The organism is Gibbsiella quercinecans, assembly GCF_002291425.1.
Lineage (GTDB): Bacteria > Pseudomonadota > Gammaproteobacteria > Enterobacterales > Enterobacteriaceae > Gibbsiella > Gibbsiella quercinecans.
Map to the genome: position 1 here is coordinate 3,483,693 of NZ_CP014136.1, position 24,983 is coordinate 3,508,675.

At 56.9% G+C, this 24,983-nt stretch carries 24 protein-coding genes, 1 tRNA gene and 2 pseudogenes; 9 read left to right on the plus strand and 18 right to left on the minus strand.

What is annotated here, in order from left to right:
* Positions 1-234: 234 nt before the first annotated feature.
* Positions 235-1,107, minus strand: a pseudogene (locus tag ACN28Q_RS16080) (IS110 family RNA-guided transposase); the annotation flags it as partial.
* Between the two features lie 130 nt (positions 1,108-1,237).
* On the opposite strand from ACN28Q_RS16080, the pseudogene ACN28Q_RS16085 reads away from it, so the two are divergent.
* Positions 1,238-1,843, plus strand: a pseudogene (locus tag ACN28Q_RS16085) (transposase); the annotation flags it as partial.
* Positions 1,844-1,959: 116 nt separating this feature from the next.
* Here ACN28Q_RS16085 and ACN28Q_RS16090 read toward each other — a convergent pair.
* A tRNA-Phe gene (locus ACN28Q_RS16090) sits at positions 1,960-2,035 on the minus strand.
* Between the two features lie 705 nt (positions 2,036-2,740).
* On the opposite strand from ACN28Q_RS16090, the gene speF reads away from it, so the two are divergent.
* Positions 2,741-4,903, plus strand: a complete 2,163-nt coding sequence (gene speF, locus ACN28Q_RS16095) for an ornithine decarboxylase SpeF (protein ID WP_095847261.1) — start codon at positions 2,741-2,743, stop codon at positions 4,901-4,903.
* A gap of 70 nt (positions 4,904-4,973) precedes the next feature.
* Here speF and mltC read toward each other — a convergent pair whose 3' ends face one another.
* The 3 genes from mltC to mutY all read right to left on the minus strand — a co-directional run bounded on the left by mltC (position 4,974) and on the right by mutY (position 7,481).
* Positions 4,974-6,050, minus strand: coding sequence for a membrane-bound lytic murein transglycosylase MltC (mltC, locus tag ACN28Q_RS16100; protein WP_095847262.1), 1,077 nt, complete (start codon positions 6,048-6,050; stop codon positions 4,974-4,976).
* 64 nt (positions 6,051-6,114) lie between these two features.
* Entirely contained in the window at positions 6,115-6,387 is a 273-nt protein-coding gene (locus ACN28Q_RS16105; protein ID WP_095847263.1) for an oxidative damage protection protein, read from the minus strand.
* Positions 6,384-7,481 (minus strand): A/G-specific adenine glycosylase, encoded by a 1,098-nt coding sequence (mutY, locus tag ACN28Q_RS16110; protein WP_165907114.1) that lies wholly within the window; start codon positions 7,479-7,481, stop codon positions 6,384-6,386. Before mutY ends, ACN28Q_RS16105 begins: the two co-directional genes overlap by 4 nt.
* Positions 7,482-7,703: 222 nt before the next feature.
* On the opposite strand from mutY, the gene trmB reads away from it, so the two are divergent.
* From trmB to ACN28Q_RS16130, 4 genes are all read left to right on the plus strand, one after another.
* A complete protein-coding gene (trmB, locus tag ACN28Q_RS16115; protein WP_095847264.1) occupies positions 7,704-8,423 on the plus strand; it encodes a tRNA (guanosine(46)-N7)-methyltransferase TrmB in 720 nt (239 codons plus the stop codon).
* Positions 8,423-8,749: a YggL family protein gene (locus ACN28Q_RS16120; RefSeq protein WP_095847265.1), complete on the plus strand. Its 327-nt coding sequence runs from the start codon at positions 8,423-8,425 to the stop codon at positions 8,747-8,749. The genes trmB and ACN28Q_RS16120 overlap by 1 nt, the downstream gene beginning before the upstream one ends.
* Before the next feature lie 117 nt (positions 8,750-8,866).
* Complete coding sequence (gene glsB, locus ACN28Q_RS16125) at positions 8,867-9,790, plus strand: glutaminase B (protein WP_095847266.1); 924 nt, start codon at positions 8,867-8,869, stop codon at positions 9,788-9,790.
* Positions 9,791-9,820: 30 nt separating this feature from the next.
* Complete coding sequence (locus tag ACN28Q_RS16130) at positions 9,821-10,537, plus strand: YggN family protein (protein WP_095847267.1); 717 nt, start codon at positions 9,821-9,823, stop codon at positions 10,535-10,537.
* Between the two features lie 41 nt (positions 10,538-10,578).
* On the opposite strand, the gene hemW is transcribed toward ACN28Q_RS16130, so the two are convergent.
* The 6 genes from hemW to ACN28Q_RS16160 form a co-directional block, all read right to left on the minus strand.
* Complete coding sequence (gene hemW, locus ACN28Q_RS16135; RefSeq protein ID WP_095847268.1) at positions 10,579-11,730, minus strand: radical SAM family heme chaperone HemW; 1,152 nt, start codon at positions 11,728-11,730, stop codon at positions 10,579-10,581.
* Positions 11,720-12,316, minus strand: a complete 597-nt coding sequence (locus tag ACN28Q_RS16140) for an XTP/dITP diphosphatase (protein ID WP_095847269.1) — start codon at positions 12,314-12,316, stop codon at positions 11,720-11,722. The genes hemW and ACN28Q_RS16140 overlap by 11 nt, the downstream gene beginning before the upstream one ends.
* 19 nt (positions 12,317-12,335) lie before the next feature.
* Complete coding sequence (gene yggU, locus ACN28Q_RS16145; RefSeq protein ID WP_095847270.1) at positions 12,336-12,626, minus strand: DUF167 family protein YggU; 291 nt, start codon at positions 12,624-12,626, stop codon at positions 12,336-12,338.
* Positions 12,623-13,177: a YggT family protein gene (locus ACN28Q_RS16150; protein ID WP_095847271.1), complete on the minus strand. Its 555-nt coding sequence runs from the start codon at positions 13,175-13,177 to the stop codon at positions 12,623-12,625. The genes yggU and ACN28Q_RS16150 overlap by 4 nt, the downstream gene beginning before the upstream one ends.
* A gap of 85 nt (positions 13,178-13,262) precedes the next feature.
* Positions 13,263-14,084 carry a pyrroline-5-carboxylate reductase gene (proC, locus tag ACN28Q_RS16155; protein WP_095847272.1) on the minus strand — a complete coding sequence of 274 codons (822 nt, stop codon included), beginning with the start codon at positions 14,082-14,084 and terminating at the stop codon, positions 13,263-13,265.
* A 20-nt stretch (positions 14,085-14,104) separates the two neighbouring features.
* On the minus strand, positions 14,105-14,812 hold the full coding sequence (locus ACN28Q_RS16160; protein ID WP_095847273.1) for a YggS family pyridoxal phosphate-dependent enzyme: 708 nt from the start codon (positions 14,810-14,812) through the stop codon (positions 14,105-14,107).
* A 20-nt stretch (positions 14,813-14,832) separates the two neighbouring features.
* Here ACN28Q_RS16160 and ACN28Q_RS16165 point away from each other — a divergent pair, with 20 nt between their 5' ends.
* Positions 14,833-15,870, plus strand: a complete 1,038-nt coding sequence (locus tag ACN28Q_RS16165; RefSeq protein ID WP_095847274.1) for a type IV pilus twitching motility protein PilT — start codon at positions 14,833-14,835, stop codon at positions 15,868-15,870.
* On the opposite strand, the gene ruvX is transcribed toward ACN28Q_RS16165, so the two are convergent.
* The 6 genes from ruvX to ACN28Q_RS16195 form a co-directional block, all read right to left on the minus strand.
* Positions 15,833-16,255: a Holliday junction resolvase RuvX gene (gene ruvX / locus ACN28Q_RS16170; protein ID WP_095847275.1), complete on the minus strand. Its 423-nt coding sequence runs from the start codon at positions 16,253-16,255 to the stop codon at positions 15,833-15,835. The genes ACN28Q_RS16165 and ruvX overlap by 38 nt on opposite strands.
* On the minus strand, positions 16,255-16,818 hold the full coding sequence (locus tag ACN28Q_RS16175) for a YqgE/AlgH family protein (protein WP_095847276.1): 564 nt from the start codon (positions 16,816-16,818) through the stop codon (positions 16,255-16,257). Before ACN28Q_RS16175 ends, ruvX begins: the two co-directional genes overlap by 1 nt.
* Before the next feature lie 103 nt (positions 16,819-16,921).
* Positions 16,922-17,872: a glutathione synthase gene (gene gshB / locus ACN28Q_RS16180; protein ID WP_095847277.1), complete on the minus strand. Its 951-nt coding sequence runs from the start codon at positions 17,870-17,872 to the stop codon at positions 16,922-16,924.
* Positions 17,873-17,887: 15 nt separating this feature from the next.
* Complete coding sequence (rsmE, locus tag ACN28Q_RS16185; protein WP_095847278.1) at positions 17,888-18,619, minus strand: 16S rRNA (uracil(1498)-N(3))-methyltransferase; 732 nt, start codon at positions 18,617-18,619, stop codon at positions 17,888-17,890.
* An 86-nt stretch (positions 18,620-18,705) separates the two neighbouring features.
* Positions 18,706-19,392 (minus strand): deoxyribonuclease I, encoded by a 687-nt coding sequence (endA, locus tag ACN28Q_RS16190; RefSeq protein ID WP_095847279.1) that lies wholly within the window; start codon positions 19,390-19,392, stop codon positions 18,706-18,708.
* A 98-nt stretch (positions 19,393-19,490) separates the two neighbouring features.
* Positions 19,491-20,006 (minus strand): SprT family zinc-dependent metalloprotease, encoded by a 516-nt coding sequence (locus ACN28Q_RS16195; protein WP_095847280.1) that lies wholly within the window; start codon positions 20,004-20,006, stop codon positions 19,491-19,493.
* A 316-nt stretch (positions 20,007-20,322) separates the two neighbouring features.
* Between ACN28Q_RS16195 and fumA the strand changes: the two genes are divergently transcribed.
* A complete protein-coding gene (gene fumA / locus ACN28Q_RS16200) occupies positions 20,323-21,969 on the plus strand; it encodes a class I fumarate hydratase FumA (RefSeq protein WP_095847281.1) in 1,647 nt (548 codons plus the stop codon).
* Between the two features lie 87 nt (positions 21,970-22,056).
* On the opposite strand, the gene ACN28Q_RS16205 is transcribed toward fumA, so the two are convergent.
* Positions 22,057-23,433 (minus strand): amino acid permease, encoded by a 1,377-nt coding sequence (locus tag ACN28Q_RS16205; RefSeq protein ID WP_095847282.1) that lies wholly within the window; start codon positions 23,431-23,433, stop codon positions 22,057-22,059.
* Positions 23,434-24,046: 613 nt separating this feature from the next.
* On the opposite strand from ACN28Q_RS16205, the gene pdhR reads away from it, so the two are divergent.
* The gene (gene pdhR, locus ACN28Q_RS16210; protein ID WP_095847283.1) at positions 24,047-24,811 is read left to right on the plus strand and encodes a pyruvate dehydrogenase complex transcriptional repressor PdhR; all 765 of its coding nucleotides are present in this window, start codon (positions 24,047-24,049) and stop codon (positions 24,809-24,811) included.
* Positions 24,812-24,983: the final 172 nt, after the last annotated feature.

Genomic DNA, 24,983 nt, shown 5'->3' on the forward strand with positions numbered 1-24,983 from the left:
GGTTTCTGATGGGGTTTTCATTACCCCGAACCATGATGAGCGCCGCCAGGTGAGTACCAATCAATAAGTACGGGCTATTATTGCCCCTCCTGGGTATCAGTTTCTCTCACCTGTGGTTGACATCCTGCTATCTACACTCACATTGCCACAACGTATTATCGGGTCTGAACAGCAATCCACTTCGCTGCCTGAGCTTGTATCAGGTAGCTAAGCGGATTTTATACTCAGTGCCTATCTTTTGCTCAGTTTCAGCACTGATCTGGCACCATGAACCAGAAGATAGCGGAAGTATCCGTCTCCACGTTTACTTATTCCTCCGAGCCGTTGTTTACCTCCACTGGAGTGCTCTCGTGGTGTCAGACCGAGCCATGCAGCAAACTGTTTCGCCGTGTTGAACTGCTTACCGTTACCCACTGACGCAATAAGGTAAGTTGCCGTCAGCAAGCCAATACCCGGCACTTTGGCCACTCTCTGGCAATCAGGTTGAGTCTGGAACCATGACTGAAGATCGTGCTCAACCTGTGCAATCTGCTCTTCTTTTGCCTGTAGTTCCTCCAGTCGGCGGCTGATACTTCGGCGCACAAAAGACGAGAGTTCATTTTCTGCATCCTCCAGTATAGTTGGTACGCTTTTATACAAAGCGCGCATTCCTGTGGGGATACAAAATCCTAATTCGGACAACATTGCCCGTAAACTATTACTGGTCGCAGTGCGTTGTCTCATATACAGGTCACGTTCAGTATGAAGAGCAATAACGGCCTGTTGTTCGATTGTTTTCACCTGTACAAATCGCATATTAGGACGGGTGACAGCCTCGCAAATGGCTTCTGCATCAGCAGCGTCGGTTTTATTGGTTTTGACATACGGCTTAACATACTGCGGTGGCATCATCCGGACTTCGTGACCCTGACGGATAAATATACGGGCGAAATGATGACTTGATGAACATGCTTCCATACCAATCAGGCAGGGGGGCAGTTGTATAACGAAGGGTACCAACTGGCCTCGGCTAAGTTTTTTTCTCAGAACAGTTTTTCCTGAATGATCAACCCCATGAAGAACGAATACGTTTTTAGCCAGATAAATGCCGAGGGTAGATATTTGCATTTTTGCGCTCCTTTTAACCAGAATGTGACACTCAACGTTGGCACATCTGATGGCGTTTAAGTGGAGCGTCCATCTCATTAATAGTGGACACGCGATTAAGTGAGTAAACTTTCAACCAGAGGTCGCTCACATGACAAAACCCGTATCAACCAGCAAGAAACCCCGTAAGCTGCACACGCCTGAATTTCGTCAGGAAGCGCTTAAACTGGATGAGCATATCGAGGTTGCCGCCGCAGCTCGCCAACTCAGCCTGTATGAGTCGCAACTGTGCGCCTGGCGCAGTAAAACAACAGCAATAACTGACACCGTCTGTACGTGAGAACGAACTGGCTGCTGAAAATGTCCGGCTTAAACGGCAACTGACAGAGAGGGATGAAGAGCTGACCATTATCCAAAAGGCCGCGACATACTTTGCGAAGGGCCTGAAATGAAGTCTGTCTTTATCGAAAAACATCAGGCTGAATTCAGCATCCAGGCGATGACCCGCGTGTTTCAGGTCTCCCGCAGTGGCTGGTATGCCTGGCGTAAACGCCATGGCATTCTGAGTTTATGCCAGCAACGCCGGGTATAATGTGACCGTGCTGTTCGTGAAGCCTTCTGGTTGGTAAAAAAGCGCTACGGTGCGCCACGCCTGGCGGACGAGCTATGTGCTCTGGGCCTGATAAGTATATCGATGAGGTGGCTGCATGAATCAACCGTACAGGCATCTCGCAATCGGCAGTTTTTAGAGCGGCGACAAGGGAATGATCGATGAAAGGGAAACATGCTGCAGTTTCTGAGCGCACAGTTCAATAGAAAATCCATACCCCAGAAAGCAAAAAACCAGCCATCAGGCTGGTTTCTTTGAATAAGTGGTGCCCGGACTCGGAATCGAACCAAGGACACGGGGATTTTCAATCCCCTGCTCTACCGACTGAGCTATCCGGGCAACGGGGCGCATTAAACCGTAAAGGCTCGCCGGCGTCAACGGCTTTCTGTCGCAAAGTGGTGCGGTTGCTCTATTTTTATTCAGCTTTGTGTGGGTAATGGCTACGTCGCCGCTGTGGGCACAGGCGGTAGCGGTAGCAGGCCGTTACATTATGCGCGCGGCTACCTCCATTTATTCTTTTGCCGGGTGATTAATCACTTAAATAACAGTTAATTAAGTTAACTTCTTGTTGAAGGGAAATCGAACAATTGTTACTTGAACCCCATAAAGAAACGTGTAATCATTGCGCAAATTTTAGCACTTAACATCACGGTGATATCGCTCATCAACGTTAGAGGACTGCAGGCATGACTGGTTGGGTTGTTCAGGCGCTTTTGCGCACCAGACATCTGATGATGCCCTCGCTCCGCCGTGATTTCCCCCGCACGCTGTATACCCGATTACCTTCGCCCCCCATGCGGTGAGGGCGCCGCTATGCTCGCTGTTAGGCATTATTAAAAATAGCGCTGTGGCGCTGATTTTACTGATGTCTATCGGTTGTGGCTGAACCCAGTCCCCGATAACTGCCTGCGCTCAACGCATCAGGCTGGCCGCGCTTGCAGATAAGCTGCAATGCGAGCATCACATGGCCGGGGTAGCCTTTGTTATCCTTTAACGTATGTGCCTGTGGCACACCTCATCCTTAACAGTTTGAGAGTTCGCTTTATGAAAGAATTGAAAATAGCAACAAGCGCCAATCTGGTCGCCAGCATTGAAACTCTGCGTCAGGTTGTGCGCATCGAACAGACCGACTACACCGACGTTGCCGCGGCGGTGGTGTCTGTGGCTGATGTGAATGCCGGTATTCTGGCTGAACTGAAGGCCACCGGGTTTGATATCCCAACGTTTGTTGCTGTTGAAGGGGACGAACACCTGTCCCCGGATTTCCTGCCGTTGATTACCGGCGTGTTTGCGCTAACGCCCGCCACCAAAGCGTTTTATATGGCGCAGCTGGAAGCGGCCGCGGATGCCTATGAGCAGGCATTGCTGCCGCCGTTCTTCAGCACCCTGAAAACCTATGTGGAAATGAAAAACGCCACCTTTGCCTGCCCCGGCCACCAGGGCGGCGAGTTTTTCCGCAAGCACCCGGCGGGGCGCAAGTTCTTCGAGTTTTATGGCGAAACCCTGTTCCGCTCCGACATGTGCAACGCGGATGTCAAACTTGGCGATTTGCTGATCCATGAAGGATCGGCCAAGGATGCGCAAAAGCACGCGGCGCGCGTGTTCAACGCTGATAAAACCTACTTTGTGCTTAACGGCACCTCGGCGGCTAATAAAGTGGTGACCAATGCGCTGCTGACGCGTGGCGATCTGGTGCTGTTCGATCGCAACAACCATAAATCCAACCACCACGGCGCGCTGATCCAGGCCGGCGCCACGCCGGTGTATCTGGAAACCGCCCGCAACCCGTTTGGCTTTATCGGCGGCATTGATTCGCACTGCTTCAACGAAGGCTACCTGCGTGAACAGATCCGCGAAGTAGCGCCCGAGAAGGCTAATCTGGCACGGCCGTTCCGCCTGGCGATCATCCAACTTGGCACCTATGACGGCACCATCTACAACGCCCGGCAGGTGATCGACACCATCGGCCACCTGTGCGATTACATTCTGTTTGATTCCGCCTGGGTGGGTTACGAAGGCTTTATCCCGATGCTGAAAGAGTGCTCGCCGCTGCTGCTGGAACTGGATGAGCACGATCCCGGCATCTTTGTCACCCAATCGGTGCATAAGCAGCAGGCGGGGTTCTCGCAAACGTCGCAGATCCATAAAAAAGACGATCACATCAAGGGGCAAAAACGGCATTGCAACCATAAGCACCTGAACAACGCCTTTATGCTGCACGCCTCAACCAGCCCGTTTTATCCGCTGTTTGCCGCGCTGGACGTTAACGCCAAAATGCATGCCGGCGCCGCTGGCCGCCGGATGTGGATGGACTGCGTGTATCTGGGGATCGAGGCGCGCAAGCAGCTGTTGGCGCGCTGCGAAATGCTGAAGCCGTTTATCCCGCAGCAGGTGGCCGGCAAGCCCTGGCAAGATTATGAAACCAGCACCATCGCTGACGATGCGCGCTTCTTCAGCTTTGTGCCGGGCGAACATTGGCACGGTTTTGCCGGCTATGCGCAGGATCAGTACCTGGTCGATCCGTGCAAACTGCTGCTGACCACGCCGGGGATTGATGCCGCAACCGGCCAATACACCGAGTTTGGTATCCCGGCCACCATTTTGGCTAACTTCCTGCGTGAAAACGGCATCGTGCCGGAGAAATGCGATCTCAACTCAATCCTGTTCCTGCTCACGCCGGCGGAAAACCCGGCCAAGATGGAACTGCTGGTGGATATGCTGGTGCAGTTTGAGCGCTATGTTGCGGAGGATGCGCCGTTGAGCGAGGTATTGCCGACGGTCTATCGCAAGAACGAGCAGCGTTACCGTGGCTACACCATTCGCCAGCTGTGCCAGGAAATGCACGATCTGTACGTGAGCTATGATGTGAAGCAACTGCAGAAAGAAATGTTCCGCCAGGCCCATTTCCCGCCGGTGATGATGAACCCGCAGGATGCCAACGTAGAGTTTATCCGCGACAACGTGGAACTGGTGCCGATCGGCCAGGCGGCGGGGCGTATCGCCGCCGAAGGGGCGCTGCCTTACCCGCCGGGCGTACTGTGCGTGGTGCCAGGGGAAGTCTGGGGCGGTGCGGTGCAGCGCTATTTCCTGGCGCTGGAAGAGGGGATTAACCGGTTACCGGGGTTCTCGCCGGAACTGCAGGGCGTTTATATCGAGAAAAAAGACTACGGCTGGAAGCGGATTTTCGGCTATATGATCAAGCAATAACAGTAAGGGCCGGCGATAAACCGGCCCTTACTGTTTTAGGGGCCAATCAAAGCGATTGGCCCCGTTGGCGCTATTTGCGGCGGTAGCTTTTCTGGGCGGTGTTAACCTTCACCAGATAACGGCGCGATTCAGCCGCCGGGTGCTTGGTGGTCAGCGTCAGGTACACATCGCCAGGCTGCATACTGTTGATAATATCAACGGCACGCGAACGATCGCTGGAGAACACCCGTAACACGCTGCCGGCGCCGCCGTTATAGGCGGTGATCACCGCGTAGCGGCGCGACGTCGGGTTCTGAATGCCGCCCAGATAGGTGCCCTGCAGCAGCGCCAGATAGGCGGTGCCGGTATCGATGTTGTTTTCCGGATCGAACAGGTAGCTACGGCTTGGCGTGCCCCATTTCCCGCGCAGTTTAAACACATCCTTACCGGCGGTGTGTTGCACCACCTGCATCAGGCCGAGCGCGTCAGATCCGCTCACCGCATAGGGGTTGAAGCTGGATTCTGTCTGCATGATGGCCAGGATCAGCGATTCTTCCACGCCGTATTTTTCCGATGCCTTGCGCACCATCGGCAGGTATTTGTGCGCTCGTTTATCCAGGTGGTTTGGCACCAGTTGGATTGTCACGGAGTAAATCACATGCAAGCCGGAGTTGCGCCTTTGCAGCTTGGTCTGCACCAGATAATCGGCAAAGTGCGCAGCGCGCCATTCCCAGCGGATCGGCTGGCCATTGTTATCCAGCACCTGGCCGTACAGGAACGGCTCTTTACTGATCTGGATATCATTGGCATCGGAATAGAGATCCACCGAGCCCGGATCGTCGCCCATCAGCAGGGTGGTGATAATCGCCTTGCGCAGGCTGGCGGCCGGATCGGTTGGCGAGATGGTCTCGAACGTAATGGTACCGGCATCAAAGTTGATGTGGCTACGCGTCAGGTACTGATCGGTATATTTTACGTAATCTTTTGGCCCGGCGATCAGAACCTCGTTCAGCCCCCAAATATTCTCAATGTTATGGGCAAACTGGCCCATCAGGATGTCGAAGGCGTTGGTGTCTTTCACCCAGGCTTCGTTGTACTCATCGCTTTTTTTACCGGAACAGGAAATCAGTAAGGGTGCTATCACTAGCAAAGCTAAAATTTTCTTCATCTTAAGCCGTATCATGATGAATTATATAAATATATTCAGGGGCCAGCGCCAGGCCCCGAAACGCCTATTCGCTCGGTGGCGTGTAGCCTTCGATGTGGACGTCGTGCCCTTCAAACAGGAATTTGGTCATCTCGCCTTCCAGAAGCTTGCGATCCTCCGGGTTCATCATGCTCAGCTTTTTCTCGTTAATCAGCATGGTTTGTTTTTTCATCCATTCTGCCCAGGCTTCTTTCGAGATTTCGTTAAAAATGCGTTTGCCGATTTCACCCGGATAGAGTTGAAAGTCCTGGCCTTCGGCTTCCCGCTGCAGGTAAGTACAAAAGATGGTTCTGCTCATGCTAATTCCTCATCAATGGCGCTGTTACCAAATAAACTGTGTTGGATCGGGTGCTTTGCCAACTGCAATAGCAGGCGCTCTACCGGCGCGGCGAGCCCAACCGATGGCGGCTGCGCTAAGTTATACCAGAGACCGTTGCCCTCATCCATGCCGCAGCCTGGCTTATCGAGCGGCTGCCACATAGGCACAATATCCAGGTGGAAATGGCTGAAGGTATGGCGAAATGCGTTGAGCTGTACCAAACGGCTGCCTTTCAGACCACGTTGTTGCAGCCAGAGTTCCAAATCGGCCTCGGCGGCGAACTGCGGGAAGCAAAACAGGCCGCCCCACAGGCCAACGGCGGGGCGCTGTTCCAGCCATACGCGATCGCCGTGCTGCAACAGTAAAAAGTAGGCGGTTTTTTCCGGCAGCGTCTGCTTGGGTTTCTTGCCTGGGTATTTTGCCCAGCTATGATTAGCGTAGGCCATGCAGCCGGTATTGAGCGGGCACAGTTCGCATTTGGGGCGGGAGCGGGTGCACACCATCGCGCCCAGATCCATCATCGCCTGGTTGAACTGGCCAACGCCCTGCGCCGGGGTGACGTCGGTGCTGATTTGCCACAGGCGGTTTTCCACCTCTTTTTTTCCTGGCCAGCCTTCCACCGCGTAGCAGCGCGCCAGCACGCGTTTTACGTTGCCGTCGAGGATCGGATAATGCTGCCCAAGCGATAAAGACAGGATGGCGCCGGCCGTTGAGCGGCCGATGCCGGGCAGCGCGGCAATTTCTTCAAAGCTGGTCGGGAATTCACCGCCGTGCTGTGCCACAATAGTTTGCGCTGCCTTATGCAAATTTCTGGCCCGCGCGTAGTAGCCAAGCCCGGTCCACAGGTGCAGCACTTCGTCCAGCGGTGCTTCAGCCAAGGCGCGCACGTTGGGGAAGTGGGCCATAAAACGCTGGAAATAGGGAATAACGGTGGCCACCTGGGTTTGTTGCAGCATCACCTCAGAGAGCCATACCTGATAAGGCGTTTTATCCAGTTGCCACGGCAGCGTTTTACGGCCGCAGCGTTGATACCATTCAAGCACCAGGTGCGAGAACTGCTGTGCTTGCATCATAAGTGGGTTTCGTGTTCGGCTGACAAATTAAATTAAAGCGCGATTGCAGCATAGAGTCAGTGGGCTGTAAACCGGAACTTTCCTACGCTGGCAGTCCGGCTGCCGCAAGCGGCAACTTTATCGGCGCAACCATGCCGTTAACCAATAAGTAGGTTGTATTGTTTTTGTATCTTTGCATAATGCGCGTTTCCTTCATTGGCAGCCAAACAGACAGAAAACACGATGATTAATGACGTCATATCCCCGGAATTTGATGAGAACGGCCGCCCAATGCGCCGTATCCGCAGTTTTGTCCGCCGCCAGGGGCGGTTAACCAAAGGCCAGCAGCACGCGCTGGATAACTATTGGCCGGTGATGGGCGTGGAATATCAGACTGAACCGGTCGATCTGGCGGCGCTGTTCGGGCGCGAAGCGCCGGTGGTGCTGGAAATCGGCTTTGGCATGGGGGCTTCGCTGGTCACGATGGCGAGTAATAACCCGCAGCAGAACTTCCTGGGGATTGAAGTCCATTCCCCGGGCGTGGGCGCCTGCCTGGCCGACGCCCATGAAGCGGGCCTCGGCAACCTGCGCGTGATGTGCCATGACGCGGTGGAAGTGCTGGAAAACATGATCCCGGACGGCTCGCTGGATATGGTGCAGCTGTTTTTCCCGGATCCCTGGCATAAAGCGCGTCACAACAAGCGCCGTATCGTGCAGACGCCGTTTGTGGAACTGGTGCTGCGCAAGCTGAAAGTCGGCGGCGTATTCCATATGGCGACCGATTGGCAGCCCTACGCGGAACATATGCTGGAGGTTATGCACGGCGTCGCGGCGTACCGTAACCTTTCGGCCGATAATGATTACGTACCGCGGCCGGATTCACGGCCGTTAACCAAATTTGAATTACGTGGCCAACGTCTGGGGCATGGCGTTTGGGATTTGATGTTTGAGAGGAGAGCATAATGGCTAAGAACCGCAGTCGTCGTTTACGCAAGAAGTTACACATTGATGAGTTTCAAGAGCTGGGTTTCTCTGTTGCCTGGAGCTTTGCGCCCGGCACCAGCGTTGAGGATATCGACAGCACGCTGGATGCGTTTATTGACGACGTGATCGAACCCAATAGCCTGGCCTTTGACGGCAGCGGTTACCTGCGCTGGGAAGGGCTGATCTGCCTGCAGCAAATCGGCCATTGCACCGAGCAGCATCGCGAACTGGTGAAAAACTGGCTGGAAGCGCGTGGCCTGGTTGAGGTTAAAGTCAGCGATTTGTTCGATATTTGGTGGGATTGATATTGCCTGGCGCGGGGCGCAAAGCGCCCCGATATAGCGCCGGCGCGGCAGACTGGGCGCCCAGCCTGTTTTTGATAGGATGGCCGGGTGCCTGTTTGCGATGTGTGGAGTGGCGGGGTGGTTACAGCATTAAACAACGCGTTGCTGGATGAGATCCTGCAACAGGTTCGCCCGTTGATTGGCAAAGGCAAGGTGGCGGGCTATATCCCGGCGCTGGCCGAAGTCCCGGCCGATCGGCTGGGCATCGCCGTGTGTACCGTTAACGGCGACATGTTTCAAGCCGGCGACGCCGGCGAGCGCTTTTCAATTCAGTCGATTTCCAAGGTGCTTAGCCTGACGCTGGCGCTGACGCGCTACCAGGAAAGCGAAATCTGGCAGCGGGTGGGGAAAGAGCCTTCCGGCCTGCCGTTCAATTCGCTGTTGCAGTTGGAGATGGAGCAGGGCAAGCCGCGCAATCCGTTTATCAACCCGGGGGCGTTGGTGGTCTGCGACATGCTGCAAACCCGGCTCAGCGCGCCGAAACAGCGGATGCTGGAAGTGGTGCGTCAACTCGCCTGTGAAGACGATCTGGCCTACGACGCGCGCGTGGCGCGTTCGGAGTTTGAGCATTCCGACCGCAATGCCGCGATTGCCTATCTGATGAAGTCGTTCGGCAACTTTGAAAACGATGTGCTCACCGTTTTACGCACTTATTTTCATTACTGCGCGCTGCGCATGAGCTGCGTCGAACTGGCGCGCTGCTTTATCTATCTGGCTAACCACGGCCGCGATTTGCAGGGCAATGCGGTGATTAGCCCGCTGCAATCGCGCCAGATTAACGCCCTGATGATGACCAGCGGCATGTACGACGGCGCCGGCGAATTCGCCTACCGCGTTGGGATGCCGGGCAAGTCTGGCGTGGGCGGCGGCATTATCGCCATCGTGCCGGAGGAGATGGCGATTGCGGTATGGTCGCCGGAGCTGGATCCTTCCGGTAACTCGCTGGCGGGAACTGCGGCGCTGGAGTTGTTGTCTGAACGAATCAACCGTTCAATTTTTTAGTGCCACCTCGGAAGGGAGTCAGAAGACGATATGTTAAAGAAAACCGGGTTAGCCTTATTGCTGCTGGTGGTCGGGCAGGCGCATGCCGCTTATCAGTGCAGCGTAAAGCCCCAGGATGATGTGATTATCAGCCCGCATAACGTCCAGGTGGTCGGCGCCGGCGGCGATCTGCAAATCTCACCGGATGGCGATGTGATCCGCAATGGCAAAACGCTCAGCCTGGACGACACCCAGCGCCAAAAGGCGTTCAGCTACCAAAGCGCACTGCGCAAAGATCTGCCGTGGATCGATCGCGGCGCCACCCAGCATCTGGAAAAGGCGCGGGTGGCGTTGGATCGCGTGATTGTCGAACAGTTGGGCAGCGGCAGCAACGTGCGCAACCGCCTGAGCACCCTTAACGATCAGCTTAAACAGCAGATGGGGCGCATTATCGAACACCGTAGCGATGGTCTGGCCTTTCATCATAAGGCGATCGATCAGGTGGAACAGGACGGCCGCAATATCGTGCAGCAAAGCATGGGCGGCGTGTTGCAAGACAGCCTGAATGAGATGGGGGTGAAGCAGGTGGCCAACAGCAACGGCAACCCGCTGCAGGCGATTATGGGCAACCTGGGCGGGCTGCAGCAGGCCATCCAAAACGAGTGGAACAACCAGGAGCAGGATTTTCAGAATTTTGGCCGCGATGTGTGCAACCGCGTCATCGCCCTGGAAAACCAGCGTAAAGATTTGCTCAACGTCTTGAAATAACCGCATTATCGTTAACGGGCAGGGGGCTTCCCCTGCCGACGTTATTCATCCGCCAAAAACAGTTCCAACAGCGAATTGAGGAACAGTTTGCCTTTCTCGGTAATTTGCCAGTGCTCTGGCGTTTCAATCAGATAGCCCTTGGCCAGCGCTTCATCCAACTGCGGGCGGATCACGCTTTCCGCTAACCCGGTGTAATGGCAAAAATCGGCGCGCGGTGCTGCTTCCAGCAGCCGAAAACGGTTCATGAAGAATTCAAACGGCCGTTCCTCGGCGCACACGTCATACTGCCTGGCCATATAGTCCCCGCGCATAAAGCCGCGTGGATGCTTGGTCTTGATGGTGCGCAGAATGCGCCCGTCGCTGAAGGTCAGTTTACCGTGGGCGCCGCAGCCAATTCCCAGGTAGTCGCCAAAGCGCCAGTAGTTGAGGTTGTGCTGGCACTGGTAGCCCGGCTTGGCATAGGCCGAGGTTTCATATTGCTGATAGCCGGCGGCGCTCAGCAGCGCATGCCCCTGCTGGAAGATATCCCACAGTGCGTCGTCGTCCGGCAGCACCGGCGGGCGCGAGCTGAACAGCGTGTTGGGTTCGATGGTCAACTGATACCAGGACAAGTGCGGCGGGTTGAGGGCAATGGCCTGGCGCAGGTCGTCCAGCGCTTCTTCCAACGATTGGTCTGGCAGGCCGTGCATCAGATCAAGGTTAAAGCTGCGCAGCCCCAGCCCAGTGGCTAACCGGGCGGCGCGCCGGGCCTCTTCCGGGCCGTGAATGCGCCCCAGGCGCGTTAATTTCTCTGCGCTGAAGCTTTGCACCCCAATCGAAATGCGGTTCACCCCGGCCTGTTGGTAGCCGCTGAAGCGATCGGCCTCGACGGTGCCGGGGTTGGCCTCCATGGTGATCTCGGCATCGGCCGCCACCGGGATGCGCGCACGCACGCCATCCAGCAATGCCTGCATCGCATCGGCCGACAGCAGGCTTGGCGTGCCGCCGCCGATAAAAATGGTGCTGACGCCGCGGCCGCTGGTTAGCGGCAGATCGGCGCTCAGGTCCGCCAGCAGATGATCGACATATTCCCGGTGCGGCACCTCGCCTTTCAGGGCGTGCGAGTTGAAATCGCAGTACGGGCATTTTTGCACGCACCAGGGAATATGGATATACAGGCTGAGCGGCGGCAGGTGCAGGGCATTACTTGGCATTACGCAGGGCTTCCAGCATCAGGGTTAACGCCTTGCCACGGTGCGACACGGCGCTTTTCTCTTCGCGGGTCAGCTCGGCGGCGGTGCGCCCCTGTTCCGGAACGTAGAAAATAGGATCGTAGCCAAAGCCGCCCTGGCCGGCCGGTTCGGCGGTAATCTCACCGGCCCAGCTGCCGTGGAACACCAGCGGCGTTGGATCTTGCGCGTGGCGCAGATAAACCAGCACGCAGTGGAATTGCGCGCCGCGGCTGCCCGGCGGCACGTCTTTCAGCGCCGCCAGCAGTTTTTCCAGGTTTTGTTGATCGCTGGCGTCCTCGCCGGCGTAGCGGGCGGAATAGATGCCCGGTGCGCCGCCCAGAGCATCCACCGCCAGGCCGGAATCGTCGGCAATGGCCGGCAGGCCGGTAACCTGAGCGGCATGGCGCGCCTTCAAGATCGCGTTTTCAATAAACGTCAGGCCGGTTTCCTCGGCGGATTCCACCCCCAGATCGGTCTGGGCGACCACATCCAGGCCGAAATCGGCCAGCAGGCTGGCAAGCTCGCGTACCTTACCGGGATTGCCGGTGGCAAGAACCACTTTTTGCATGATGAGACTACCTTGAAAATTATTCGATGAGTGCAGCGACCACAGCGGGGATCTGTTGCGGGTTCATAATGCGCAGCTGTTTGTGCCGCCCCAGATCGCCTTTCTCGATGATGACGTTGCTTTTCGCCACTTTGAACTGCTTGGCGATGAACTTGATCAGATGGGCATTGGCCTGGCCGTCCACCGGCGGAGCCGTGATGGCGACTTTTAATTCGTCGCCATGCAGGCCAACAATCTGGTCGCGGCTGGCTTTCGGCTGAATATATAGCCTGAGCGCCAGCCCGTCCAGTAGAGGGGTTACCGCACTCACAGCAGGAACCAGATTTCGCCGAACAGATCCATCCCCAGGTAGTTGATCAGATAGAGGATCAGGATCACCACCATGGCGGAAAAATCAATGCCGCCCATAGCCGGGAGCACGCGGCGGATCGGCGCCATCAACGGCTCGGTAAGTTGATACATCACGTAATCAAGCGGGTTGCGCCCCTGGCTTATCCAGCTCATCAGCGCGCGGATGATCATCACCCAGAAGATCAGGTAACCGGCCGACTTCACCAGCGAGATCAGGCCAAACAGCAGGTTATACGGGCTGAGCGCAATGGCGCCGCCCTGTATCAGCAGCAACAGCGGATACTTGATGGTCATCAACAGGAACGCCAGCAGCAGCGACGCGCTGTCGATCGGCCCCAGCGGCGGGATGATGCGGCGCAGCGGGCCCACCAGCGGCTGGGTGATCTTAACCACGAACTGTGAAAACGGGTTGTAGAAATCGGTGCGCGCCCACTGCATCCAAATACGCAGCAGGAGCACCATCACGTAAAGATCGATAACGGTTTTGACCAGAAAAGTCAGTGTCAGCATGTAGTGGCCTTTCTCCTTAGCGCCTATCCCGGTAGGCTATTTTGCTTGTGCTCGGCGGGATAGGCTGTGTTGGTTATTTTATCGGTTAAAACAGCTTTTCCATTTCCTGCGCCCGGTTGACCGCAGCCTGCATCGCTTTGGCGACGGTTGCCGGCAGTTGCTGTTCATTGAACACCCGCAGCGCTTCGGCGGTGGTGCCGCCTTTTGAGGTCACCTGTTCACGCAGCGTGGAAAGCGGCGTATCCGGGTTGGCCTCAACCAGCGCGGCGGCGCCGGCGGCGGCCTGCTGCACCAGCTCACGCGCCGCTTGGCTGCTAAAGCCCATACGTTCGGCTTCTTGTTGCATGGCTTCCATAAACAGGAAGAAGTAGGCCGGGGCGCTGCCAGCAGCGGCAATCACGCCATTGATGCCCTGTTCTTCATCCACCCAGCTCACTTTTCCCACCGCGCTCATCAGCGCGCTGGTGTAATCCCGATCTGCCTGGCTGACCTGCGGCGGCGCGTACAGGCCGCTCATGCCCTTGCCCACCAACGACGGGGTGTTGGGCATGATACGCACGATGCTCAGCTTATCGCCCAGCAACTGGTAAAAGCGGCTGACCTGCACTCCGGCCGCGATGGAAAGCACCAGCTTGCCGCTGAAATCCACCTGTTCCTGCAGTGGTTTGCAGACATCGGCCATCATCTGCGGCTTCACCGCCAGCACGATCACCTGCGCTTCGCGCGCGCAGGCGGCGTTGTCGCCGCTGCTGTTGATGCCGTATTCCGCCGCCAGCGCATCCCGATTTTTCGCCGACGGGGCGCAGACGCTGATGGCGTTAGCCGGGTAGCCGCCGGCAACCAGGCCGGCGATAATCGCACGGGCCATATTGCCTGCGCCGATAAAGGTAATCTTGCGATGCTGCATCAAATCCCTCGTCTTTTCTGTCAGGCCTGTGAGTAATCACGGGCGCCAAAAATTGCGGTGCCAATGCGCACCAGGGTACTGCCTGCGGCAATGGCCGCCGCCATATCATCCGTCATGCCCATAGATAGCGTATCCACCTGCGGGTAGTGCTGTTTCAATTGCAGGAACGCATCGTTCATCTGTTGGAAAACCGCCAACTGGCGCTGATAGTCCGTTTCTACCGCCGGGATCGCCATCAGGCCGCGCAGCCGAAGATGAGGCAGGGCGGTGACGGCCTGCGCCAGTGCCGGCAGCTCAGCCAATACAATGCCAGATTTGCTTGATTCATCGCTGATATTTATTTGAATCAGCACGTTTAGCGGCGCCATGCCCGCCGGGCGCTGTGCGCTCAGGCGTTGGGCGATGCGCAGACGATCGACGGTGTGGCACCAGGCGAAGTTCTCCGCCACCAGCCGGCTTTTATTGGATTGCAGCGGGCCGATAAAGTGCCACTCCAGCTCCGCGCCCTGCGGCAACTGGCGAAAGTGCTGAATTTTATCCACGCCTTCCTGCACATAGTTCTCGCCAAAGGCGCGCTGGCCGGCGGAAATCGCTTCTGCGATCGCCGCCACAGGTTTGGTTTTGCTTACCGCAAGCAATGTCACTTCTGCTGGATTGCGCGCGCAGCTTTGCGCAGCGGCCGCAATACGGCTCCTGACATCCTGCAGATTCTGTTGAATAGTGCTCATTATTGACCCAGGAGATTGAGATGGACATCAATGAATTTGTGGCCCTTAGTGTAAAGCATAATGCCTCTGATCTGCACCTTTGTACCGGCCATCTGCCGATGTTGCGTATTGACGGCCGGCTACAGCCGCTGGCCGGCGCGCTGCAATTAACCACCACGGCGATGGCGGCGTTGTGTTCACAACTGTTAACGCCCGCCGAACAACGGCGCCTGCGGCAGGAAGGCCAGCTCGACAAAGCCGTGGCATTGCCCGGCGGCAGCCGGCTGCGGGCCAACGTTTTTCTGCAGCATTTGGGGGTATCCATCGCCCTGCGGCGTATTGCCGAGCGTTGCCCCACGCTGGAACAGCTGCGGGCGCCGCCGATAATGGCCGCGCTGGCGCAGCGGGATGACGGTTTGATCCTGGTGACGGGCGCCACCGGCAGCGGCAAATCGACGACGTTGGCGGCGATGATCGATCACATCAATCAACACCAGCCGCGCCACATCCTGACGCTGGAAGATCCCATCGAGTTTATTCACCACAGCCGCCGCGCGCTGATTCAGCAGCGTGAGCTGGGGCGGGATATGCCGGATTTTGACGGCGCACTGCGCGCCGCCCTGCGTGAAGATCCGGATGTGATTTTGCTGGGAGAGCTGCGGGATACCGCCACCATTCGGCTGGCGTTGACCGCCGCGGAAACCGGCCACCTGGTGTTGGCTACGTTGCATACCCGCGGCGCGGCACAGGCGGTGGAGCGGTTGGTGGACGTATTCCCGGCGGATGAGAAACCCTACGTGCGCGCCCAACTGGCGAACAGCCTGCAGGCGGTGATCGCCCAGCGGTTATTATGCCAACACCGCGCTGGCCGGGTGGCAGTGTTTGAAATCCTGACCGCCACGGCGGCGGTCAGCAGTATGATCCGCGAAGGCAAAACGCATCAGCTCGCCAGCCTGCTGCAAACCGGTGCGCAGGCGGGCATGCAAACCTTTGAACAGGGCCTGCGACAGCGGATCCAGGCCGGCCTGCTGGGCGCAGAGGCTAGCCCAGATGCTGCTCAAACCAGCTTTCCAGAATGACCACCGCAGAAGCCGAATCCACGCTGCCTTTGTCCAGCGCGCGGAAGCCGCCGCGATCGAACAGGTGCGCGCGTGCTTCAACGGTGCTCAGGCGTTCGTCATGCAGCGTGACTTCGCAGCCGAAGCGGCCATGCAGGCGGTTGGCAAACTTACGGGCGCGGGCGGTCAGCGGCTGCTCGGTGCCGTCCATGTTTAACGGCAGGCCGACGATCACCAAATCCGGCTGCCACTCTTTCAGCAGGCGCTCGATCTTCTGCCAGTCCGGGGTGCCGTCCTGCGCTTTGAATGCTGCCAGTGCTCGCGCGGTGCCGGTGATTTCCTGGCCGATGGCCGCGCCGATGCTTTTGGTACCGAAATCAAAGGCGATAAGAGTACGGTTGCTCATCAGGCGTGCCCCGCATGGTTGGCGATGCTGCGGATATCTATTCCCAGGCGGTTTGCCGCTTCACGCCAGCGGCTGGCGATCGGCGTGTGGAACAGGATATCGGCATCGGCTTCGATGGTCAGCCAGGCATTTTCCAGCACTTCCTGTTCCAGTTGGCCTTTTTCCCAACCGGCATAGCCCAGCGCCACCAGCACGTCGGCCGGTTGCTCTGCCGTGCCGAGGGTTTCCAGCACGTCTTTTGAGGTGGTGATCATGGTATCGGCAGAGATCATGATGCTAGAGGCAAAGCCTTCACGGGGGGTGTGCAGAATAAAACCGCGATCGTCCGCCAGCGGCCCGCCGGCAAACACCGGTTTGTCCAGGCTTATGGCCGGATCTCGCGGGGAAGGGGCGATCTTCAACTTATGCAACACGCTTTCCACCGTAAATTGCTCCACCGGTTTATTGATCACCAACCCCATGGCGCCATCGTCGTTGTGCTCGCACAGGTAGATCACCGAATGCTTGAAACGGGGATTCTGCATGGTTGGCATGGCAATCAGGAAATGGTGTTGTAAATTCATCGTGTTATATAAGGCTCATCCGGTTGAAAGTGAGCAGCCGTAAGTCATGCGGCCTACAGTATGCACAGCACGGGCGGGGTTGGCGCCCGTGCTGGCGTTGGTTTTACCTGGCGGCCAAACGTTTTTCGATGGCGTCCATGAGCATGCCGGTAATCGAAACCGGGAACGCAGCTTCAATCTCACGCACACAGGTTGGGCTGGTGACGTTGATTTCGGTCAGGCGATCGCCGATCACGTCCAGGCCAACGAAGATCAGGCCCTTTTCTTTCAGCGTCGGCGCAACGGCGCGGGCGATCGCCCAATCGCTTTCGCTCAGTGGGCGCGCTTCGCCGCGGCCGCCGGCCGCCAGGTTGCCGCGGGTTTCGCCCTGCGCAGGGATACGCGCCAAGCAATACGGAACGGGCTCACCGTCCACCATCAGGATGCGTTTGTCGCCGTCTTTGATGGCCGGCAGGAAGTTCTGCGCCATGCAGAAGCGGCTGCCGTGCTCGGTCAGGGTTTCGATAATCACCGACAGGTTAGGATCGTCTTGTTTCACGCGGAAAATCGATGCGCCGCCCATGCCGTCCAGCGGTTTGAGAATGATATCGCCGTGCTGCTGGTGGAATTGGCGGATATGCTGTGCGCTGCGGCTGACCAGTGTGTCCGGCGTCAGCTCTGGGAACCAGGCGGTGAACAGTTTCTCGTTGCAGTCACGCAGGCTTTGCGGCTTGTTGACCACCAGCGTGCCTTTGGCTTCCGCACGCTCCAGAATATAGGTGGCATAGATATATTCGGTATCAAACGGCGGGTCTTTGCGCTGCAGAATCACATCCAGCTCATGTAACGCCAGATCCTGCTCGGCGCCGAAACTGTACCAATCTGCCTTGTCTTCTTGGACGCTCAACAGGCGGGTGCGCGCGCGGCCTTCACCCTGGTGCAGGTAAAGATCGTTCATCTCAATGTAGTGCAGCTCCCAGCCGCGGCGCTGTGCTTCAAGCAGCATGGCGAAGCTGGTGTCTTTTTTAATGTTGATGGATGAAATCGGATCCATCACGATGCCGAGCTTGATCATTCTTTCTCTTCTCCTTTAACCCAGATCGCCGAAACGCACCTGCAGAGCGGTAATTGCGGTGAGCGCTGTGGTTTCTGTACGCAGAATACGTGGCCCCAGCAGGATATCAGTAAATCCGTAACCTGTGGTCATCGCAATTTCGTCAGCGGATAAACCGCCCTCCGGCCCAATCAGCAGGCGGACATGATCCACCGGCAAGGGCAGCGTGTTGATACTGTGGTTGGCGCGTGGGTGCAGATTCAGTTTCAGGCTACCGTCCTGCTCGGCACACCAGGCTTCCAGTTGCATCGCCGCGCGGATTTCCGGAATGCGGTTGCGGCCGCACTGTTCGCAGGCGGCAATGGCGATTTTTTGCCACTGTTGCGTCTTTTTCGCCAGCCGCTCGCCGTCCAGTTTTACGCCGCAACGTTCGGAAAACAGTGGGGTAATCACATTGACGCCGAGTTCGATCGATTTCTGAATGGTGAACTCCATCTTTTCACCGCGCGAGATCACCTGGCCAAGATGCAGGTTCAGCGGCGACTCGCGGTCTTCTGGCTGGCCCGCGCCCACCTGCACCCGCACATTTTTTTTATCCACGTGACTAATGGCGGCATCGAACACGCAATTGCTGCCATCGAACAGTTGCAGCGCCTGGCCAACGCCCATGCGCAGTACGCGCCCTACGTGGTTGGCGGCATCGTCGCTCAGCGCGATATCGGTATTGGCGGCCAGCGGTTGCGGGTGATAAATGCGGGGTATACGCATAATGGTTGTTTGATCCTGATGAAAGCGCGCCGCATCCGGCGGCGCGGCGAAAAGAAATAGATAGCCACTATAGTAGGTTAGCCTTTTTACCGCTGGCAAGCCCGTTGAATATAGGGGTTGTGCTGGCCCTGTACTTTAGCGATACGTGCGTCACGGGTGCATTCCCACTGGCTGACGGGGTATTGGCGGTTCCAAACCTCAAACAGCTGGGTTTGCTGGCGCGATAGCTGCAGGTGGTATCGATCGCGCATATAAAAATAGGTGCGGGCGATGGCGCCGCGGGCCCGTGCCGGCGGTTCGGCCTGCTTGTTTTTGAAATCCACTTTCATCGGGCACTGGCCGTATTGGCCTTCGCCGCCGCGCCACTGGCTGTACATAAAGTTATTGCGATCGCCATTCACCTCGCCAATGGCCGGCTGCAGGTTGTGCAGATCGGTTTCTATTTGGCGGTAGAGCGGATCTTTATTGCAGTTTTTGCGCCCGCCGTTTTGCCAACATTGCAACTGGTGGCCGAACTGCCAGGCGGGCACCACGTGTTCCCATTCGATCCGGTTGGCGCGCTGCGCATTTTTACGCACCTGGTAACCACAGCTGGTGAGATCCGGCACGCCTTTCTTACCCTGCCAGTGTATTTGGCAACCGCAGTAAAAGCTGCCGGGCGCATCGCGGTTGATGGCCGCCGCCGCCGCTTTGGCCTGGCTAAAATTATTGATGCCGTGCGCCTGTACGGTGCCGATCGTCAGTAGTGTTGCGAACAAAATTTTGCGAAGCATATTCCAAAACAACTCGAAATTGGAAAAGCAGGCAGGGTAACGGAAGTTGCATGGCGTAGCAAAGGGTGGGAATTCCTAGTTTTAACGCATAAAGCGTTTCATTTAGGCGTTTCTGTAGCGGTAAATTTTAATTTTTCGCCGCAGCGGCGGCAGCGGTATTCACTCTTGCCGCGCATGACGCGGTTATGGCGGCGTAGGGTGAGCTGGTGCATCTGGCAGGCGCAGCGGTAAGGGAAGGTTTTGCTCTGCACCGAGCTGATTTCAAAGCGGTGCGTGCGGCTGGCCGGCACTGACAGCACCGTTTCCATCATCCATTTCCATTCGCGCCCGTGTGGCGGCACGCGGCCAAACTGGCGGAACACTAGCAGGTGCGCAAGCTCATGCGGCACTACTTCGTCAATAAATGGCTGTTGGTTTTCGAGCAGCAGCACCGGGTTGAGGCGGATCTCCCAGGCTTGCAGCCAGGCGGTTCCCGCGCTGGTGCCGCGTTGCTGGTAAACCAGCTTTGGCTCGGGGAAATCGATCGCAAAATGCGTGCGCGCCAACTGGAGTTTTTCCCGCAGGCAACGCATCACCGCCTGCTGCAGCGCAATGGGGATTCTTACTTTGTTCATTGCCGCTAGCATAGACGGGGGCGCAGCGGCTGGCAATATGCCAACCGTTTTATACCCGGATTGAAGGTAATGGATTGTAATGAATGTGTTAATTAATGGATAATGAATCGTGTCTTCGGATACGGCTTCACGGCTTTTACCGCACGGCGGCGCCAACGCAACCGTTATCATTATAAATTGAATGGTTATTTGCGATTTGGCGCAATAATAGCGTGAACAAAAATACGTAAGGTAAAGGTTGGTTTTGATACAGCGCGCCGATGCCGTGCGCTGACGTATGAATTTTTGCGCAACTGATGTTGCAAGTGAGAGATCAATGTCGAATAAACCGTTCCACTATCAAGAGCCCTTTCCGCTAGCGAAAGACCGCACGGAATATTATCTGTTAAGCCGTGATTATGTCTCCGTCACCCAGTTTGAAGGGCAGGAGATTTTGAAGGTCGATCCTAAAGCGCTCACTCTGCTGGCCCAGCACGCGTTTCATGATGCTTCTTTTATGCTACGCCCGGCGCACCAGCAGCAGGTCGCCGCCATTCTTGATGATCCCGAGGCCAGCGAAAACGACAAGTATGTGGCGCTGCAATTCCTGCGCAACTCTGAAATCGCCGCCAAGGGCATCTTGCCCACCTGCCAGGACACCGGCACCGCGATTATCGTCGGGAAAAAGGGGCAACGGGTATGGACCGGCGGCGGCGATGAAGAAGCGCTGTCGCGCGGGGTGTACAACACCTTTATCGAAGATAACCTGCGCTACTCGCAAAACGCCGCGCTGGATATGTATCAAGAGGTCAATACCGGCACTAACCTGCCGGCACAGATCGATCTCTACAGCGTGGACGGCGATGAATATAAATTCCTCTGCATCGCCAAAGGCGGCGGTTCCGCCAACAAAACCTACCTATACCAGGAAACCAAAGCGCTGCTTTCGCCGGGCAAACTGAAAAACTACCTGGTGGATAAAATGCGCACGCTGGGTACCGCGGCCTGCCCGCCGTACCACGTGGCGTTTGTTATCGGCGGCACCTCGGCAGAAGCGACGCTGAAAACCGTCAAGCTGGCTTCCACCCACTATTATGATCAATTGCCCACCGAAGGTAATGAACACGGCCAGGCGTTCCGCGACGTGCAACTGGAGCAGGAACTGTTGGAAGAGGCGCAGAACCTGGGGCTGGGCGCGCAGTTCGGCGGCAAATATTTTGCCCATGATATCCGCGTGATCCGCCTGCCGCGCCACGGCGCTTCTTGCCCGCTCGGCATGGGCGTTTCCTGTTCGGCTGACCGTAACATCAAAGGCAAGATTAACCGCGACGGCATCTGGCTGGAAAAACTGGAGCACAATCCGGGGAAATTCATTCCGGCTGAGCTGCGCCAGGCGGGCGAGGGGGATGCGATCAAGGTGGATCTGAACCGCCCGATGAGCGAGATCCTCAAGCAGCTTTCGCAATACCCGGTTTCCACTCGTCTGTCGCTGAGCGGCACCATCATCGTGGGGCGCGACATTGCGCATGCCAAACTCAAAGAGGGCCTGGAACGGGGCGAGGGCTTACCGCAGTATGTGAAAGATCACCCGATCTATTACGCCGGCCCGGCCAAAACGCCGGAGGGTTATGCTTCCGGTTCCCTGGGGCCGACTACCGCGGGGCGCATGGATTCCTACGTTGACCTGTTGCAGGCCAACGGCGGCAGCATGATCATGCTGGCGAAAGGCAACCGCAGCCAGCAGGTGACCGACGCCTGCCACAAACACGGCGGCTTCTACCTGGGCAGCATCGGCGGCCCGGCGGCGGTGCTGGCGCAGCAAAGCATCAAGAGCCTGGAATGTGTGGCCTACCCTGAGTTAGGGATGGAGGCGATCTGGAAAATCGAGGTTGAGGATTTCCCGGCCTTTATCCTGGTGGATGATAAAGGCAATGATTTCTTCCAGAAAATACAGGCGACGCAGTGCACGCACTGCGTGAAATAACCACCGTCGTCCCAGGATGAGGGATATAAAAAACGCCGCCCGGTGGATTACCGGGCGGCGTTTTGCCTGATAGGCATGTCGCTTCGGTTAGCGATTGGCGGCAGCGGCCGCTTTCTGGCTGCGTTGCTTAATGATGTAGCCCAGCGCCAGAACCGCGATCCAAACTGGGATCAGCAGTACGGAAATGCGGATGCCCGGCGTCAGGTACATGATCACCAATATCCCGGCCAGGAACAGCAGGCACAGGTAGTTACTCAATGGGTACCAGAAGGCTTTGAACTTCGGCTCAATGCCTTCGCGGCGCTTGGCGGCACGGAACTTCAGGTGAGCCAGGCTGATCATTGCCCAGTTGATCACCAACGCGGAAACCACCAGTGCCATCAGCAGTTCAAACGCGCGGCCTGGGATCAGATAGTTGATCAGCACGCAGAATGCGGTTGCCAGAGCGGACAGGCCAATCGCCACCACCGGCACGCCGCGGCCGTCCACGGTCAGCAGGCTTTTCGGGCCGTTGCCCTGTTTTGCCAGGCCGTACAGCATGCGGCTGTTGCAGTATACGCAACTGTTGTAAACCGACAGTGCGGCGGTGAGTACGACGATATTCAGCACCGTTGCTACCACATCGCTGTTCAGCGCATGGAAGATCAACACGAACGGGCTACCGCCTTCAACCACTTTCCCCCACGGATACAGCGACAGCAGGATGGTCAGGGAACCGATATAGAAAATCAGGATACGGTAAATGACCTGGTTGGTGGCCTGCGGGATGCTTTTCTCCGGGTTGTCGGCTTCCGCCGCGGTGATCCCGACAAGCTCCAGCCCGCCGAACGAGAACATGATCACCGCCATCGCCATAACCAGCCCCAGGATGCCGTTAGGGAAGAACCCGCCCTGCGCCCACAGGTTGGTGACCGTCGCCTCCGGGCCGCCCATACCGCTGAACAGCAGATAGGCGCCGAATACGATCATGCCGATAATCGCCACCACTTTGATGATCGCGAACCAGAACTCCATCTCGCCGTAAACTTTGACGTTCGCCAGGTTGATGGCATTGATCAGTAGGAAGAACACGGCGGCGGATACCCAGGTCGGGATCCCCGGCCACCAGTACTGGACGTAAATCCCCACGGCGGTCAGTTCCGCCATCGCCACCAGGACATACAGCACCCAGTAGTTCCAGCCGGAGGCAAAGCCGGCGAAGTTGCCCCAGTATTTATAGGCAAAGTGGCTGAAGGAGCCGGCGACCGGTTCTTCCACCACCATTTCGCCCAGTTGGCGCATGATCAGGAAGGCGATAAACCCACCGATCGCATAGCCCAAGATCACTGAAGGGCCGGCCATCTTTATTGTTTGTGCGATACCGAGGAAAAGCCCGGTACCAATTGCGCCACCTAAGGCAATCAACTGAATATGGCGGTTTTTCAGGCCACGTTTCAACTGATCGCCCTGCGTTTTCCCATCCATCCATTTACCCTCTGTCGTTGCAGAATAACCCCCCGCTTGTAAAGCGGTGATTACGGTGTGTGTATCTTATTTTTTACGGTGTTATTGCTATTTATTCCACGGCACCGCTACCGTTCAGCTCAGAATAATGTTAAGCGCGGCGGTTTGCACCTGCTTTATCATCGGAGTGATTAATATTGCAGCACTTTTGCCAATAAAGTGCGGGTTATGTGTCTTTATTGGCTGTGTGGTGCATGAAACAAGCAACGCCCGCGTTTTTGTGCAAAACCTTGCGCTATTTCCGGGTTATTGATACCTGGCCGCCGGCTGCCCGGCACGATGGTGGCACTGCGCCCGCCGTTCATAAAATCGTCATGGCGCTATCGTAGCTTGGCCTGCCGGACGGAGGTTTCGCAAAGGTTAAATCGGGTGATGGGTGGGTAAAGAGTATGACTAGCACCGCGTTATCGTATTGCAGCCGGCCATGAGGTGAGGTGTTAAAATGTGCGGCAAATCATGATTTCGATCAAGCCCAATATGGACACGAGGTGAATACTTTGTTACTTTACGGTCACGTTTTTTAAATTGGTATTACCAATTGACTCCGCGCCATTTCGCAGAGAAGAAATCACCCATGGCCTACACCAAAATCCGTCAGCCCAAGCTGTCAGACGTTATTGAGCAGCAGCTCGAATATCTGATCCTTGAAGGGACACTGCGCCCAGGCGAAAAACTGCCGCCCGAGCGTGAACTGGCGAAGCAATTTGATGTTTCCCGTCCTTCTCTGAGAGAGGCTATCCAACGTCTGGAAGCCAAAGGCCTGCTGTTGCGCCGCCAGGGCGGCGGCACCTTTGTGCAGGCAAATCTGTGGCAAAGCGTTAGCGATCCTCTGGCTGAACTGCTGGCCAATCACCCTGAATCACAATTCGATCTGCTGGAAACCCGCCATGCGCTGGAAGGCATCGCCGCCTACTATGCGGCACTGCGGGGCACGGATGAAGATTTAGCGCGCATTCGTGATTGCCACCAGGTGATTCAGCAGGCGCAGGACAGCGGCGATCTGGCCGCTGAAGCCGATGCGGTTATGCAGTATCAGATTGCCGTCACTGAGGCGGCCCATAACGTCGTTTTGCTGCATCTGTTGCGCTGTATGGGGCCGATGCTGGAGCAGAATGTCCGCCAAAATTTTGAATTGCTCTACTCGCGCCGGGAAATGCTGGCAACAGTGAGCAGCCACCGCGCCGGTATTTTTGAGGCGATTGTGGCACGCGAGCCGGAGAAGGCGCGCGAAGCCTCGCACCGCCATCTGGCGTTTATCGAGGAAATCTTGCTGGATCTCAGCCGGGAACACACCCGGCGTGAGAGATCGCTGCGGCGTCTCCAGCAACGCAGGGATTGAGCGTTGTTCCCTTCAGGGCACACCAGCCTGTGGGGAATGGGAGCTCGGGGTGCTGGGGCCGTAGGCCAGCGCGGTGCGTGAGCACTGGCGCTGGCCTACCGTCTGATTAAGTACTTTTGCGGCAACTAAACTGACGAGCCTGTCTTCGTGTATTTCGGCTTTGGAGTACAGG